Source organism: Trinickia sp., assembly GCF_035492435.1.
GTDB lineage: Bacteria > Pseudomonadota > Gammaproteobacteria > Burkholderiales > Burkholderiaceae > Trinickia.
On record NZ_DATJJF010000023.1, the window covers coordinates 28,708 to 43,346 of the forward strand.

At 58.9% G+C, this 14,639-nt stretch carries 15 protein-coding genes; 8 read left to right on the plus strand and 7 right to left on the minus strand.

Annotation, left to right across the window (positions count from 1 at the left end):
• Positions 1–160: 160 nt before the first annotated feature.
• Positions 161–505 carry a surface attachment protein Sap1 gene (sap1, locus tag VL598_RS02045; protein WP_325325032.1) on the minus strand — a complete coding sequence of 115 codons (345 nt, stop codon included), beginning with the start codon at positions 503–505 and terminating at the stop codon, positions 161–163.
• Positions 506–991: 486 nt separating this feature from the next.
• Here sap1 and VL598_RS02050 point away from each other — a divergent pair, with 486 nt between their 5' ends.
• A complete protein-coding gene (locus VL598_RS02050; RefSeq protein ID WP_325325033.1) occupies positions 992–1,618 on the plus strand; it encodes a LysE family translocator in 627 nt (208 codons plus the stop codon).
• A gap of 921 nt (positions 1,619–2,539) precedes the next feature.
• Entirely contained in the window at positions 2,540–3,694 is a 1,155-nt protein-coding gene (locus tag VL598_RS02055; protein WP_325325034.1) for a porin, read from the plus strand.
• Between the two features lie 84 nt (positions 3,695–3,778).
• On the opposite strand, the gene VL598_RS02060 is transcribed toward VL598_RS02055, so the two are convergent.
• The gene (locus VL598_RS02060; protein ID WP_325325049.1) at positions 3,779–3,955 is read right to left on the minus strand and encodes a glycine zipper 2TM domain-containing protein; all 177 of its coding nucleotides are present in this window, start codon (positions 3,953–3,955) and stop codon (positions 3,779–3,781) included.
• A gap of 437 nt (positions 3,956–4,392) precedes the next feature.
• On the opposite strand from VL598_RS02060, the gene VL598_RS02065 reads away from it, so the two are divergent.
• The gene (locus VL598_RS02065) at positions 4,393–5,061 is read left to right on the plus strand and encodes a UdgX family uracil-DNA binding protein (RefSeq protein ID WP_325325035.1); all 669 of its coding nucleotides are present in this window, start codon (positions 4,393–4,395) and stop codon (positions 5,059–5,061) included.
• Between the two features lie 19 nt (positions 5,062–5,080).
• Here VL598_RS02065 and VL598_RS02070 read toward each other — a convergent pair whose 3' ends face one another.
• On the minus strand, positions 5,081–5,275 hold the full coding sequence (locus VL598_RS02070; RefSeq protein WP_325325036.1) for a DUF3562 domain-containing protein: 195 nt from the start codon (positions 5,273–5,275) through the stop codon (positions 5,081–5,083).
• A 184-nt stretch (positions 5,276–5,459) separates the two neighbouring features.
• On the opposite strand from VL598_RS02070, the gene VL598_RS02075 reads away from it, so the two are divergent.
• Positions 5,460–5,903 (plus strand): hypothetical protein, encoded by a 444-nt coding sequence (locus VL598_RS02075; protein WP_325325037.1) that lies wholly within the window; start codon positions 5,460–5,462, stop codon positions 5,901–5,903.
• 337 nt (positions 5,904–6,240) lie between these two features.
• On the opposite strand, the gene VL598_RS02080 is transcribed toward VL598_RS02075, so the two are convergent.
• The gene (locus tag VL598_RS02080) at positions 6,241–6,654 is read right to left on the minus strand and encodes a hypothetical protein (RefSeq protein WP_325325038.1); all 414 of its coding nucleotides are present in this window, start codon (positions 6,652–6,654) and stop codon (positions 6,241–6,243) included.
• Positions 6,655–7,068: 414 nt separating this feature from the next.
• On the opposite strand from VL598_RS02080, the gene oxlT reads away from it, so the two are divergent.
• A complete protein-coding gene (oxlT, locus tag VL598_RS02085; RefSeq protein WP_325325039.1) occupies positions 7,069–8,367 on the plus strand; it encodes an oxalate/formate MFS antiporter in 1,299 nt (432 codons plus the stop codon).
• Between the two features lie 30 nt (positions 8,368–8,397).
• Here oxlT and VL598_RS02090 read toward each other — a convergent pair whose 3' ends face one another.
• The gene (locus VL598_RS02090) at positions 8,398–9,552 is read right to left on the minus strand and encodes a porin (RefSeq protein ID WP_325325040.1); all 1,155 of its coding nucleotides are present in this window, start codon (positions 9,550–9,552) and stop codon (positions 8,398–8,400) included.
• Positions 9,553–10,049: 497 nt separating this feature from the next.
• Between VL598_RS02090 and VL598_RS02095 the strand changes: the two genes are divergently transcribed.
• Together VL598_RS02095 and VL598_RS02100 are read left to right on the plus strand one after the other, a co-directional pair.
• A complete protein-coding gene (locus VL598_RS02095; RefSeq protein ID WP_325325041.1) occupies positions 10,050–10,706 on the plus strand; it encodes an urea carboxylase-associated family protein in 657 nt (218 codons plus the stop codon).
• Entirely contained in the window at positions 10,703–11,242 is a 540-nt protein-coding gene (locus VL598_RS02100; RefSeq protein ID WP_325325042.1) for a MarR family winged helix-turn-helix transcriptional regulator, read from the plus strand. Before VL598_RS02095 ends, VL598_RS02100 begins: the two co-directional genes overlap by 4 nt.
• Positions 11,243–11,271: 29 nt before the next feature.
• Here VL598_RS02100 and VL598_RS02105 read toward each other — a convergent pair whose 3' ends face one another.
• Together VL598_RS02105 and hpxZ are read right to left on the minus strand one after the other, a co-directional pair.
• Positions 11,272–12,492: an amidase gene (locus tag VL598_RS02105; protein WP_325325043.1), complete on the minus strand. Its 1,221-nt coding sequence runs from the start codon at positions 12,490–12,492 to the stop codon at positions 11,272–11,274.
• Positions 12,489–12,866, minus strand: a complete 378-nt coding sequence (hpxZ, locus tag VL598_RS02110; RefSeq protein WP_325325044.1) for an oxalurate catabolism protein HpxZ — start codon at positions 12,864–12,866, stop codon at positions 12,489–12,491. Before hpxZ ends, VL598_RS02105 begins: the two co-directional genes overlap by 4 nt.
• Positions 12,867–13,297: 431 nt before the next feature.
• Here hpxZ and VL598_RS02115 point away from each other — a divergent pair, with 431 nt between their 5' ends.
• Entirely contained in the window at positions 13,298–13,858 is a 561-nt protein-coding gene (locus VL598_RS02115; protein WP_325325045.1) for a phasin family protein, read from the plus strand.
• Positions 13,859–14,639: the final 781 nt, after the last annotated feature.

A 14,639-nucleotide genomic window follows, 5' to 3' on the forward strand; every position in this document is an offset into this window, starting at 1 on the left:
CGAGAAGAGCAACGCCGGCGCGTGATCATAGCGAATGGCGCGCTGCGCGCAAAGGGCAAGGCAAGAGACAGACGCGAAGGGCCGGTTGTGCCGGCCGCACAGTGCGAGAAAGCGAGCGCGCGGCAGCCCGCGCACGAACGAGTTCAACGAGTCGATGTCGCTATGGCTTGATGAACCGATCGTTGGTCCATAGCCCTCGGGTATCGCCGTTTCCCGCATTTACGAATTCGACGTCGTGGCCGACCACGCGCACTACGCGAAAATCCGAATGCTCGGGCGCCGGCACGCACTCGTAGCCTTCGAAGTAGCGTTGCATCTCTTGCTGCTCGCCGGCACGGGCGTGTCGATCGACAGCGTCGAGCTTGTCCTTGGACACGCATCCGTATGCACCTGAGGCGAACCGGAAAGTTTGGTGCGGCTTCAGCCCGCTATCCTGAGCCTGTGCGACCGATGCGGCGGCAGCAAAACCGGCCGTGATGAAAAGCATCCCGACTTTACGGTTCATGTTCTCCTCCACTGCGGGTTTTTCTGTATGTTAGCTAGCTATTTAAAGGAAACTCAAAAACACGCGATTTAGAGCGTAGATCAGGAACGAAAAAGAACAAGCATAATTTTTGTGCAACCGCAAAATCGGCGGATGGCCGTAGTTATATCGCCTATCAGGATGTGATCTGAGGAAAATGCGTACCGGCTCGATGACGGCGTTCTCGAATCGGCGCACCGTTCCGGCTTTCGTTCTGCAGCAAGGCAGCGATCGAATTGCTCAATACCAGTAGAAGACCGATCTAAATAATGATTCGAAAGACTCGATAAACGTAACCTTATTGATGCAACGCACATAAAACTGTGGCGCGTACGTTGCCTACCGCATGTATTACCATGCCGCTATAAATAAAAACGATGCCAAAACCAAGCGCGGCCATTTTCGAGCTTGCGCAGTGGCGCAGCGCGTGCCTAAATCGGCTTGTCCTTTTTTCCTTGGGGAACGCCCGTGAGTATTACGCATTGGCTGTCGTTTGCCATGGCATCGGCTGTGCTGCTTGTCATTCCTGGCCCCACGGTGTTGCTGGTCGTCTCCTACGCACTGGGTCATGGCCGTCGCTTTGCGCTGGCGACGACGGGGGGCGTTGCGCTCGGCGATTTGACGTCCATGACTGCGTCGATGCTGGGACTCGGTGCCCTGCTTGCCGCGTCCGCGACGGGGTTCACCGCGCTCAAATGGGCCGGCGCGCTTTACCTCGCCTATCTCGGCATCAAGCTTTGGCGCACCCCGGTGGGCGACTCGCAAGCGCCTGACACTTCAATGATGCACGCAGGCAAAGTCTTTGCTCACGCTTATGCGGTGACGACGCTCAATCCGAAAAGCATCGTGTTCTTCGTCGCATTCGTGCCGCAGTTTATCGATATGCAAGCGCCGCTCTGGCCTCAAATGGCGCTTTTCGAGGCGACGTTCGTCGCGTTGGCGGCGATTAACGCGTTGGGCTATGCGCTGCTGGCTGCAAACGCGCGTCAAGCGATTCGCAGCGGCCGCGTCCAGCGCGTCGTCAATCGCGCAGGCGGCGCGATGCTCGTCGGTGTGGGCGTTCTGGCTGCGACATGGAGGACGGCGAGCAAATGAGCGCCGATGAAGCAGCGATGTGGCGGGCGCACTGCGCTGCACCACGCGCGCGCGCCCTGTCCCAATGACACACTCACTGTCCGCAGACGCATAAGCATGGATTGCATTGTCGCGAATTGCCGCTACGCACGGGAGAGTATCGTGATCGAGCGTTTGATACTGGGCGCATTTCTCGTGCTGCCCCTTTTGATCGTCGCCTTTCTTTTGTCCGATGGACTGTGGCAAGAGCGTCGGAGGCACCCTCCCAATCGTCGTCTGCGCCGCATCGACTGGCGCCATCCGTTGCGCAGTCTATTGCATCGACAATAAGCGGCACTCAAGGCTGAAACCTGGCAGCAAGAGCAAGAGGCCCAAGACGTAATCGGCGGCCGTCTGATGCGAAAACATATTCGCCCGCTCCCCCACAGACCCGACTCGCCATGTTCAAACAAATATAGATCTTAATAGTCATTACCACTTTCGCAAGCGACTATCCACAAAAAGCAAAAAGCAAAAAATGCCGCACACATGGTGGCTGATGCTCTTAATCAGATTTTATTTTCTACTTTCTGCTGATGCAGCTCGCATCGGCATATTCACACGAAAACGATAGTCGAGCCTTCTAATCGTGTTTGCGGCCGCGGCGGCAGTGCCAGCGCGCTAGCAGCAAGGCACAACTCAATGCTCTGAACAATGAGAAAAACCTTGATTTGAATTTATCAAGCGTCGCCGACGCCCTTATTTTTAAGATAAACGTCCAAAGTGTCGTTAATTTGTCGCCGGCGTGAAATATATTCGTCCCTCATGGTAAAAGCATTCCGCAGATTTTGGTCGAAGGCGCTTCGGATCTCAAATACTCGTTAAGACTAAAGCTGTGCTCAATGTCTGCCTGCACCGGCATTACATTGGGGTCAACCACTTTTTATAGAAACAATATTCGAGATGAAAAAGAACCTTTTGGCGGCCGCTCTTTTCGGCTGCATTGGAGCAACGGCGCATGCGCAATCCAGCGTCGTGCTCTACGGCCTTATCGACGCTGGTATCAGCTACGTAAACCACAGCGGTACGGCAACCACTCAGGCGCACAGCCTGACCAAGTTTGATGACGGTGTCTCGCAAGGTAGCCGCTGGGGTCTGCGCGGCAGCGAAGACCTCGGCGGTGGGCTGAAGGCGATCTTCGTGCTCGAAAACGGCTTCAATGTCGGTAACGGCCAACTCCGCCAGGGCTCGCGCGAATTTGGTCGCCAGGCGTTTGTCGGTATTACGAAAGATGGCATCGGTGCGTTCACGCTCGGCCGTCAGTACGCGTTCTCAACCGATTTTCTCAGCGCGTACTCGACGGGTGGCCAGACAGTGGGCGGCAACTACGCCTACCACATCAACGACGTTGACGGCTTGATGTCGGCGCGGATCGACAACTCGATCAAGTTCACAAGTGCCAATTTTGCCGGCCTCACCTTCGGCGCGTTGTACGGCTTCTCGAATCAGGCCGGTGCGTTCGGCGGCTCGCCCACTGGCGGTTCGCGCACGTACAGCTTTGGTGTCAATTACGCGAACGGCCCGATCGGCGTTGGTGCCGCCTACACGGATATCCGCTACCCCAACTCTACCTCGGCGGGCTATCCGACCCCGACCACCATTGCGAACGCATCTTTTGAAGGCTTTCAGGAACTGCGCAGCTTCGGCGTGGGCGGCCGTTATCTGATCGGACCGGCGACGTTGTGGGCGTTGTATACGAACACGCGCTACGTGCCCGCCGCGGGCGCGGCCGCTCAGTTCGACGCTTATGACATCGGTGGCAAGTACGCGTTCACGCCTGCGCTGACGGGGGCTCTGGGCTACACCTACATGAATCTCGGCAACGGCAGCGACAGCATCAAGGGCCACTGGAATCAGATCAATGCCAGCGTCGACTATGCGTTGAGCAAACGCACCGACGTGTATGTGCTTGGTATCTATCAGATCGCATCGGGCCACAGCGGTGCACAAGCGCTCCAAGCGGCAATCGGTTCCAACACGAGGGCGTACTTCGACACGTCGGGAACGGACGCCGACAACCAACTCGCCTTCCGCGTGGGTATCCGCCATCGATTCTAATGGCGCGCGCCCAAGGGCGTGATTGAAGGTCAAAGAGCGAAGCGGCTTTCCCGCGCTTCGCTCTTTTTCTTTCCTAAGCCATCCTCATTTGCCCAATTCGTGTCCGACGATGCCGCCGGCGACCGCACCACCGACTGTCCCTACCGCGCTGCCGTGCGTCAGTTTGTTGCCCGCGTATCCACCGGCCACGGCACCGCCGAGCGTGCAACCCGAGAACATTAAAAACGCCGTGAGGACGGCACTGATCTTCGCCCCTTTCATTCGTCTGAATCGAAACATCGTGGTGGCCTCCTTTGCTCCAGACCTAATTTGCTCCGAGCAAATGGTGTACCCGACACCACCTGGTTTCGTCTGGACGAGCCGCCACTTGCATTCAGATACCTGCTCGGACAATTAGCCTGGCCGGTACGTTCGTGCGAGTCTGAATCAGACAGATCGTTAGGACTGCGAATTACGTCAGGCCAGCAATCAGCGACGGCGCATTGACCTCGTAGGACGCGCCTCCCGTAGACGAACTCGAACGGCACTGATAGCGGTCTCGGAAATTGCTGCGGACAATGTTGCGGCCCGGCGCGATCTGCCTGCTCCGCAGTCAGGGCACTGCGATTGCTTATGTCTCATTGGCGCGGCGTTCCCGTTGTGCGCCCCGTGATTTGACGTGACCCATCGACGCCACGCTTGGCGAATATCGAAAGGCCATGAATGCTCAGGGACATCCGGCAAGGCGAGCAGGTTCGGGCGAAGACACTGGCGCCGAAGCCGATCCGCAGCAGCAGCCTAAAACGCTCGACGAATGCCGGCGCTGCGGGTTATGGCAGCGCGCCACACAGGGCGTGCCCGGCGCAGGGCCTTTGCATGCGCGCATCATGATGGTCGGTGAGCAGCCCGGCGATAGCGAGGATCGCGAAGGCCAGCCGTTCGTCGGCCCGGCCGGTAGGCTGCTCGATAATGCACTGCGTGAGGCCGGCGTCGCGCGCAACGAGGTTTTCATTACCAATGCTGTCAAGCATTTCAAATGGGAACCGCGCGGGAAACGCCGTATGCATAAGACCCCTGGGCAGCGCGAGATCGACGCTTGCCATTACTGGCTCGAACAGGAATTGAGCGACGTCGGGCCGCAAGTCGTCGTCGCCCTTGGGTCCACCGCACTCAAAGCGTTGCTCGAAGACACGCATGCGCGGCTACAGAGCTATTTTGACAAGGTCACGACGCACGGCGGCCGCGCAGTGCTCGCCACGTGGCATCCCTCATATGCGTTGCGCGCTCCTGATCCGCAAGCGCGCGAGCGCGCCTATGCGGATATCGTCGCAGCGCTCGCTCAGGCGAAGCAACTGTTGCATGCGGGACGACGCAACGATCAACGATAAGTAGGGAAGCGGGTTGCAATCAAGCTTGGCGCGACCGATTGCGCAGGTCCTCGCGCACGCGCTTTGCGACTAGAACGGGCATGTAGTCGGTGACTCGCGCCTCTTTGCTGTAGGCCTCCCACACTTCCCTATACATTTTCTCGACGACTTCAGTAGGCGTACTGGTATCGGCAGCGATTGCTTTGACGATGTCGTCGACGGCTGGTTGGCGCATGATCGACTCTCCCGTTCCGCATACGGATTAGGATTTGAGGAGAGCTATTACACGCCTTCGAATGCCTGCATGCAAGTACGCACTGCGGGCGCCGCTTTATTCAATACGGGTACCGATTTTCGCTTCCCCTTTCGTCGATTAACTGTATATATTGTTTGCATCGTTTATTGACGAGGAGAGGGTTATGAGGGCGAGTATCTCAAAGGCAACCAAGAGATCGTCGCATCCGTCGGCGCAGACGAATGGGCACACGGTCGCGGCACCCGATGCGGCCCACGCGATGTCCGCCGCGATGGATAGCTCGCGTGGGCGCGCGGTGCGTGGTAAAGCGGCCGAGACACCCTCCGAGGTCACGAACGATTCGGACTTCGTTCCCGGGGCCATGCCGGAAAAAGGCAAACGGCCAAAGAAAGAGAAAGTCGTGCGCGACAGCTTTACCATGCCGAAATCGGACTACGAAAAGCTAGCGAAACTCAAGCAAAAGTGTCTCGAGGCCGGTGTCGCCGTCAAGAAGAGCGAACTGCTGCGGGCCGGCCTGCTTATGCTTGATGCCGCACCTACCAAGCGGCTGCTTGAGGCCGTGTCCCAAATCGAAACGGTGCGAACAGGGCGCCCGGCGAAAACGTGAAGTCATCGGCTTGATCCGATATGGACACAAGCCAATACGAGCCATCGAAGCCACGGGTAGCAGAAGCCATCATCGCGACCGCTTGAAAAAGAAAGGACGCACTGATGCGCTTGGCCCTCGGCGCGCGGCGTCTGCCGACATTCCAATGTGGGCGCACCATAAAAAAATCCCCACTCTACTGAGTGGGGCGAGACCTGCTGGGGATCTGTGCGCCGTTCATTGCGAACAGTGCAGACACGAGCTTATCCTTCTTGTCTCTCGGGAAAAACCCGGCCCGCGGTAATTCACTCTTTCCGTGACGGCATCAACGGGTGCCGCTTTCGAGTTCGCGCATGCATCACGCGGCAACGCGCTTGTCACGCGCATCCGCATTGAGTGCCGCCTCAGCCGCATCGCCTGACGAACCCTTGTAATAGACGTGGGCCCCGATCGCGAGCGAGTCATGGCGAATCGCTTGAAGCACGCGCCAAGCTTTCGCCGGATCGCGGAACAGCAGATAGTGCGTTTCTTCGGCGATGAGCCGTGCCACCTGATGCATGCCGTGGCCGTTGAGCGCGGCGACGAGCGCATCGAGGCTTCGATGCGTGCGCGCATCCGTGCGCGGATACAGCATGTGCAACACCGCGACCTCCTGCTGGGCCAGCGCAGCGGAGAGTCCGGTAACGATGTCCTGATGAGTGATGGCGGTTACGGCGCGAGCATCGTCGCCGTTGTTGGCGTCCACAAAGAGCGTTTCGATATCGAACTTCATGTGTCCTTCCTCTGCTAGGCAAACGGAAGACGCGATGACCACGACAAGCCACAGGCCAGCAACGCTGCGCCATACGGCATGGCAGTGCGAAAGCAATGCGTCATTACGACGCAGTATTGCAAATGCGCCGCGAGCGAAACAGTGCGAGATGCGCAAATGCTCATTGCGTTAGCCGGCATCCGGCGTTATCCGAGACGCGATAACAAACAGCATGATGCGGCTTTCAATTTAATAATCGACCCATTAGAAGGCAACGCTTGCACCAAAATAAGGCGGTGGCGATTCTTTCCATTCGGGGAAAGGCGAAAATTAATTTACCGGGGATGTCCCGCCTGAGCCCAGGTATAGCCGAGGCTTTTTGGTACGAACTTTGCATACCTGCGCGGCTTGTGCCCACAAGAATCAGGTATTGAAATGGCCACACCCGTTTCCGACATCGCGACGCAAGCAACTGCGTCACCGCTCAAAAGCCGCTGGTGGCAATTGTTGTGCGGCCTGGTTTGCGCGATGGTCTCGTCGAATCCGCAGTACATCTGGACGCTTTGGACGCATCCGCTGACGGAGAAACTCGGCGTATCGCTGCCAAGCCTCCAAGTCACGTTTTCGATCCTGATCGTATGCCAGACTTTCCTCTCACCGCTTGAGGGCTATCTCATCGAGCGCTTCGGGCCACGCTGGTTGCTGGCCGCGGGCGGCGCCATGACGGGTCTCAGCTGGGTTCTCACGAGCCAAGCCGAAACGCTCCTCGGTGTCTACTTGGCCTATGGCGTCTTCGGCGGTATCGGTGTCGGCATCATCGTGGTCGGCACCATCGGGCTCATGGCGCGCTGGTTTCCCGATCGGCGCGGGTTGGCGATCGGCATCGTGATGGCGGGCTTTGGCATGGGCGCCATGGTCACCACCTTTCCCATCAGTATCAGTCTCGCTAGTCACGGTTATCAGCACACCATGACGACGTACGGCGTCATCCTCGCCGTGGTGGGTATTTTGGCGGCGCTCGGCTTGCGTCTACCGCCCCCCGGCTACATGGAAGACTGGCAACCGCCAACGGCCGTCGGCATCGCACCCGATACCAAAACGGGCAGCATGCTTCGCACGCCGCTCTTCTGGCTGCTTTTCATCATGATGACGATGATGTCGACGTCCGGCCTCATGGTGACGTCGCAAATGGCCGTCTTTACGCGAGACTTTGGCATGGCCGGCGTGACCGTGCTGGGGCTCGCCGCGTTACCGCTTGCGCTGACCGTCGACCGAGTTGCAAACGGCGTGACTCGACCCATGTTCGGGTGGGTTTCGGATCGTATCGGCCGAGAGAACACCATGTTCATCGCTTTCGGCCTGGAAGCGATCGCGATGGCATTATGGCTCGAGCTGCGAGGCGAGCCGGTTCTCTTCGTTCTGCTCTCGGGGATCGTCTTCCTCGGCTGGGGCGAAATCTTCTCGCTTTTCCCATCGACGCTGACAGATTCCTTCGGTAGCAAGCATGCGATCGTCAACTATGCGTGCCTCTCGTATGCGCAGGGTGTCGGGTCGATCCTGGGAGGGCCAGTCGCGGCGCTGCTGCATCAGCACACCGGCGGCTGGAATGCCGTGTTCGGCACGGCCATCACACTGGATGCCTGCACGGCCGTGTTGGCCATTGCCGCGCTCAAGCCGATGCGTGCAGCTTGGCTCGTGCGCTCCACCCGCTCGAAGACAGCCACGGCGCATTAGAAGGGGCGACACGCCGAGCGCATTGCCCCATCAAAAGCGGTGAATCATCGCTACACGCGAAACGATCTGGTTCTCCGTCGATGAGGGGCCCGCAGCAGCAATGATCTGGGCATTGTCGAATTGCGTTCCCGTGTTGGCGCTTTGAACATGCTGCCAAGCGCCTTGCACGTAGAGGGACGTCCGCTTGCTGAGGTCGTAATCGAGCTCCAGCGCGACTGTGTGCCACTTTGGGCTATAGCTTCCGGTTGTGGCGTCTAGCTCGCCGAGCGTGTACGTGTAGGACGCACCGAGCCAGAGGTTCGGCTGGAAGTAGTACTGACCGTTGATTTGGAAATTGTCGAATTTCCATGATGTCCATGCGCCGCCGCTCACGGGTGTCAGCGATCCCGAAAGGTACGCATTGGAGGTGGGATCGCCGACCGTCGTGTGTGAGTAAGCAAAGGCGAGCATGGCCTTGCCGAACGTGTACCCGACGCCGGCGTCGATGTTTTCTTGCATCGAGCCCGTAAAGATCGAGTCATTCGTTACCGCACCTGAGGAGCCCACGCCGGGATTGTCGATCCGCATGTACGCGACGGCTGCCCTCAGCCCGCCGTTCTGATATTGGCCGGCTCCGCTGATGAGCCGGTTATTCGAAAAGCCGCCCGCTGTATTGCTGAACGCGTACATGGCTTCGCCCGTGAATCCGGCGTAAGTCGGCGTCACGTATTTGACCGCATTGTCGATACGAAAATCGAGGTCTGTATTATCGTTATCGAATGGCGTCGCACCCACATCGCCTCCCCAGTTGCCGCCCGCAGTAAGGCCACTGAAAAGATCCACGGTCGGGTCATACTGCCGGCCGACGGTCAATGTGCCGAGGCGGCTCGAAGCTACGCCGATATACGCTTGCCGGCCAAATTCACGCCCACCCTGCCCGAGTGCTCCGTTGCTCGCATTGAAGCCGTTCTCCACCTGGAAAATCGCCGCGTATCCGTCGCCTAGGTCTTCCCTGCCTTTGATACCCCAACGGCTGCCATACGTATCGCCGCTCTTCATTTGAAACGCCGATCCTCCATTGGCGTTATTGGTGTAGTTGATTCCCTGATCGAAGAGGCCATACAGCGTCACGCTCGTTTGCGCGTGTACAGCGCCTGCGGATAGCAACAGCGTCGGAAGACCGATCTTCCAAGTCCTGCTTTTCATTCTTATTCCTAAACGTTGCGACGGATACGACGGGCGAAAACGAACAGCGCGGGCTAACCGTCTCTGAAGCGAAAACGGGTGAGAAAGTCGAAAGATCCGTGTCCCGCACGCGTCGGCGGAAGTTGGGAATGGAGCCCGACCGATGGCTAAACGAAACAAAACAGTAAGTACACTGACAAACGCTCATTGCCTCGGCATTCGTATGAAGAAATGAATGTGCCAGTCGTTCGGCGAATCAACAATCGAGCGCGGCGATCAAGAGCAGTACCCAATGCGTCCGCGCGGCGCGCTCGCCGGTTGCACCATCATTGTTCAGTCGGTCCCGAGAAAAGCGCACCGGCTTGAGACACCGCACCGCTTACGCCAACTCGAATGTTTCTTTCGTCGACGAGCCGCGAGCAATCGGATCCTTGGGTGCCCCGCCCTATTGAGCCTGCCAAAATTGTTGGTGATACGATGTACACTAACAATCTGAGATGGCCCACATGGAGAATGGAATGACGCTGGACAGTCAGGCGGTTTGCCGCAACATCGAACCGATCAGCCGGGAAATCGTCGAGCCGGGTGGCCGCTGGTCAGGTCGTCTGGAAACAGGCCAACGGTTACGCATCGTCGATGTCGAGGGCCAGCAGGCCGTGGACTTTCTCTGTTACTCCGCGGAACTCCCTCTCGATCGGCTCAACGTGCCCAATACCGTGAAGCTGAATCGTTCCTTGTATGTCACTGAAGGCTGCACGCTGTATTCGGATCGGGCGCGCAAGATGTTCTCGGTGATCAAAGACACTTGCGGCTTTCACGACACGCTTGCCGGCTGTTGCAGTATCGAGATGGATTTGCTTCGCTATGGTGTGCGCAAGAAGACGAGTTGCCGAACGAACTTCGTCGCTGAGTTGGCGAAATGGTCGATGTCGCCGTCGGATATCGTCTCGAACATCAACTTTTTTATGCGCGTGAAATTCGACGACGCGGGGCAAGTCGAGATCGCGCCGGGTGTGTCGAAAGCCGGCGACTACGTCGTCCTCAAGGCGGAAATGCCGGTTATCGCCATGTTGTCGAATTGTCCGCAAGACAGTAATCCCAGCGCGGGATTCCAGCCGACCTCGATCTGCGTCGAGGTGCTGCCGCCGCTTGCCGATGAGGGAACCGCGACGTGAATGCCCGTGCAGCCGTCAAAGCAAAGGGGGATGAAGCGCCGGCTGCCAGTTGGCGTGATGCCGCGCTCCAGGAACGTCCTGGCACCTTGATTCGTCGGCTGCACCAGATCCACACGGCGCTTTTCCTTGAGGAGTGCGCATCCGAGGGCATAACGCCAGTGCAGTACAGCGTGCTGAGTGCGCTCGAGCAATTCGGTCCGTCGGAGCAAATCGTGCTCGCGCGCGCGGTCGGCCTCGATCGGGCGACGACGGCCGGTGTGATCGGTCGGCTGGTCGAAAAGCGCTTCGTGCAAAGCTATGCCTCGCGCACCGACAAGCGCAAACGAGTGGCTGAGCTCACCAAAGTCGGCCGCGCCCTCCTCATTCGTCTTGAACCTAAAGTCGGGCGTGCGCATGAACGCACATTGGCCGCGCTCTCCGAGCGCAACCGCGTGCAATTCATGCGCTGCCTGCGTCAGCTCGTCGAAGCGAACAACGAAATCAGCCGCGCCCCCGTGGGTCTCGCGAGCGACGACGAAAGCGCCCACGCGGAGTAAGTCGACTAATCGACTAATCGACTAATTGATCAGCGGCTCTGCATCAAAGCGCCGTGAACTGTGCGCGCCACGGCGACGACACCGCTGTCGTCGCCGCGTGCGCCAATGATCGACAGGCCGAGCGGCGCGCCATCCACGGTCGTCCACGGCATGCTGACCTGAGGCAATCCCGCGAGCCCTGCGATACAAAGCATCTGTTGCGCCCGTGCCCTTGCTCCGTCGACTGCCGTCGGCGAAGCGTCGAGCCGCGGCGCGACCGAAGGCAAGGTCGGCAGCAGGAGATAGGCGCGCGGCTCGCCAAAGATCCGGGCGAGCTCACCCATGGCTGCCACACGTATGCGCTGAGCTTCTGATACGGCCGTACTCGTTATGTCCACTGCGGCCTTCATCCGAGCTGCGACGTCGGGACCGAAGCATTGCAAGTGAGCCGTTGCCCACGGGCCATGCCGTTGTCCGATCTCCGCTGCCTGCAAGACACGAAAGCCTCGAGCCCATTCATCCAGCGCAAACTGCACAGGCAGCGATTCGATCGGCAGCACGCGGCGCAATGTGTCGATCGAGTCGACAAATGCGCGTTTAACGGGCTCGTCGAGCAACGGCATGACGAGTTCGGGAACCCGCAGCGCAATCTCATTGACAGCCGTTTGCTGAACCGCGTCGTGCGTCAGGACGCTCAGTACATCGGCGAGAATCGCGCCGTCAGACGCAAACCAGCCTACCGTGTCGAAACTGTGCGCGAGAGTCAGACAGCCGTCCGTCGCAATGCGTCCATGTGTCGGGCGAATGCCCCAAATGCCGCAATAGCTCGCCGGGAGGCGAATAGAGCCGCCGCAGTCGGTCCCGAGGCCGATGTCGGCATAGCCACCTGCGACGGCCACGGCGGAGCCTGACGACGAGCCGCCTGGCAAGCGTGCCGGGTCAGCGGGGTTGACCGGCGTGCCGTAATGCACGTTCATGCCGGCGAGGCTGTAGGTCAACTCGTCGGTGACCGTCTTGCCGACCCACTGCGCGCCGTGCTCGAGCAGTAGCCGGACAGCCAGCGCCGTCGACGCCGCATGCCGTTGCTGAGCGGCCCACGTGGGGTTGCCGGCCCCTGTGCGCAACCGCGCCACGTCGAAGACGTCCTTCACCGCCAGGCGGTGCCCGGCCAACGTAGCCTGACGAACGATGGGAGACTCGGGCAGCGCGCCGAAACCGTCGCGCACGAAAGCGCCGTGCATTGCCGGCTGTACTAGTTCATCGCGTGTCATGCGTCCATCCAGCTCACGTGTGCCGAAACGACCTTCCAGTTGCCGTCGATTCTTGCCCAGGATTGTGATTGCCGGCCGACTCGCGGCTCTCCCTCACGCGTGAAAGCGATGTGGGTCGTAGCAAAATCGTCGCCGAACGTTGTGATCGAGCGCTCGACGACGGTACGCATCAATCCTTGACTGGGCCGACGTGCCCGGAAGTCGCGGATCTCGTCGTAGCCCCTGAGGTTCTCAGTCGCACCGTAGCGGATCGTATGAGGGCTCTGCCAGAAGAGCGCGTCGAGCGTGGCGACATCGTTGGTTGTTAGCGCCCGCTCGTACGTGTCGAATGCCTGTTCGACGGCGGCATAGGTGGAAGGCTCGTTGATCAGCATATTCTTCTTGGGTTGATGGATGCGGGCATTGTAACGAGAGGGGCATCCCAGAGCGCGACCGATGGATGGCCCACTCGAAGGCGACGTGCTGCGCTATCGGTGTCCTGGATTTCTCATTCGTCACAGGGGTGACAGCCGATTCGGGATCGGGCTCGTGCCATGTAGCCGGCGGACGTGGCCCTTCGGTCTGGCGGTCTTCGGGCGGTATCGTCCGATCTTTCCATCGCCAGTTTGAGTCACGATCACTCAGTGCCACGCAAAGTGGAACAAAACTACAGGGGGCTGCCGGCTTTGAAAAAGTTACATACCGCCCCTCGTCATAGCTGGGCATGCGGCTTTGCAGCAAAATCGACAAGCCTGAAGCCCGGGCACCCCTCTTGCGAATTCCTTCGGGTCGCTTATAGCGGCGCCATATAAGGAGGACTCACATCATGTATTTCATGTTTACCGACGTTCAACGGGCAAACGCTGAGCTTTTCTTTCGGCTTGCTACGAAAAGCATCGACGCGTTCGAAAAGTTGACGGCGCTTGAGATGGACACGATGCGATCGATGATGACGGTAGCGCATCGGGACACCGTCAATGCGCTGAGCGAGAACCGGCAGGATCAGACTCCCGGGTTGGAAGGCGCGTCGGCGTTGCCATCCCCCGAAAAGGCCGAAACATACACACGCCAGCTTTTCAATATTGCATCCGATGTCCAGTCTGAACTGGCCCGCTGGACACAGGAGCAAATAGGCGCACAACAGGAAACGATGCGCACGTGGGCCGATCAAGTCGGCAAGGCGTCCACTTCTGTGGCCCGCGCCGCAGAGCAGTACTCGGGGACGGTGCAACAGGCGGGTCAGCAGGGTTCTGAGCAGATGTCCGATATGGCGGAGCGCGGTGGGCAGGAAACGTCAGCGATGGCCGATGCCATGAGCCGGTCGGCGAGGCGCGTCGGGGAACAAGTCTCCAACTCCAGCCCGGGCAGCACCGCGTCGAAGCACTAGCGTGCAAGCGTGTGCGGCAAACGGAGTGTCAACGATAGCCGCATGCGCGTCGCGTTTAGGCCCGTGCCTCGATCGTCCTGACGCGGCATGCAACTTGGCGCCGCTTTTGGGGGTCTCTTTCGTTCGGGAAGCGCTATAGCAACAAGGATCAATGCGATGCGCGCAGACGTATTGCCGCTGTTTGCGTTCGCTGCCGCTGCGCCGCCTTTGTGCTGGGCTTCCCTCTTTTTCTTCGATGAACGCGTTCGGCAGTTTGAAGCCGTCGTGATCAGTAAAGCCAAATCGGTATCGCGCGACTCAAATGGACCACGGTGAGTCGTACGTCGGCGAGAAGTTGCAGCAACCGACAGCGATACGGCGGACCAATACCTTTCTATTTCATTGCCTCTACCTAACATCCTGGCTTCGCTGATGAGTAGTCAGTTTCCGACTTGGTGTGACCATCGATAGGTTGTGCGTTGCGTTCGGCGAGCAATACCTGTCGAGGAGTTAACGTCCGAGTGCGGCGCAAGCCATGAACCTCGCATTCGCAGTGATCCCCGTCTTTTGCGCTGTTCGAGATCGCGTTATGGCTGTTTGGGCGGTTGAGGGTTGAGGGAGGTAGGCATTGGGTGTCGTGGTTCGACGCAGATTCGAAGCGGCGGATCACGGTGGGGTTATAGGTTTACATGTTTACTTATGTATACATGTAGTAGTAGTTAACAAGTCGCTGGCAATTCTGTGGATAACTATCCTTTGCCAAGCTAAATCAAGGGGTTGTTAAACGCATAACCCTATGCGA

What these genes read in the sequence shown, in the direction of transcription:
- sap1 (WP_325325032.1), bottom strand. Translation starts at nt 505, where the DNA reads ATGAACCGTAAAGTCGGGATGCTTTTCATCACGGCCGGTTTTGCTGCC.
- VL598_RS02055 (WP_325325034.1), top strand. Translation starts at nt 2,540, where the DNA reads ATGAAAAAGAACCTTTTGGCGGCCGCTCTTTTCGGCTGCATTGGAGCA.
- VL598_RS02060 (WP_325325049.1), bottom strand. Translation starts at nt 3,955, where the DNA reads ATGAAAGGGGCGAAGATCAGTGCCGTCCTCACGGCGTTTTTAATGTTC.
- VL598_RS02065 (WP_325325035.1), top strand. Translation starts at nt 4,393, where the DNA reads ATGAATGCTCAGGGACATCCGGCAAGGCGAGCAGGTTCGGGCGAAGAC.
- VL598_RS02070 (WP_325325036.1), bottom strand. Translation starts at nt 5,275, where the DNA reads ATGCGCCAACCAGCCGTCGACGACATCGTCAAAGCAATCGCTGCCGAT.
- VL598_RS02075 (WP_325325037.1), top strand. Translation starts at nt 5,460, where the DNA reads ATGAGGGCGAGTATCTCAAAGGCAACCAAGAGATCGTCGCATCCGTCG.
- VL598_RS02080 (WP_325325038.1), bottom strand. Translation starts at nt 6,654, where the DNA reads ATGAAGTTCGATATCGAAACGCTCTTTGTGGACGCCAACAACGGCGAC.
- oxlT (WP_325325039.1), top strand. Translation starts at nt 7,069, where the DNA reads ATGGCCACACCCGTTTCCGACATCGCGACGCAAGCAACTGCGTCACCG.
- VL598_RS02090 (WP_325325040.1), bottom strand. Translation starts at nt 9,552, where the DNA reads ATGAAAAGCAGGACTTGGAAGATCGGTCTTCCGACGCTGTTGCTATCC.
- VL598_RS02095 (WP_325325041.1), top strand. Translation starts at nt 10,050, where the DNA reads ATGACGCTGGACAGTCAGGCGGTTTGCCGCAACATCGAACCGATCAGC.
- VL598_RS02105 (WP_325325043.1), bottom strand. Translation starts at nt 12,492, where the DNA reads ATGACACGCGATGAACTAGTACAGCCGGCAATGCACGGCGCTTTCGTG.
- hpxZ (WP_325325044.1), bottom strand. Translation starts at nt 12,866, where the DNA reads ATGCTGATCAACGAGCCTTCCACCTATGCCGCCGTCGAACAGGCATTC.
- VL598_RS02115 (WP_325325045.1), top strand. Translation starts at nt 13,298, where the DNA reads ATGTATTTCATGTTTACCGACGTTCAACGGGCAAACGCTGAGCTTTTC.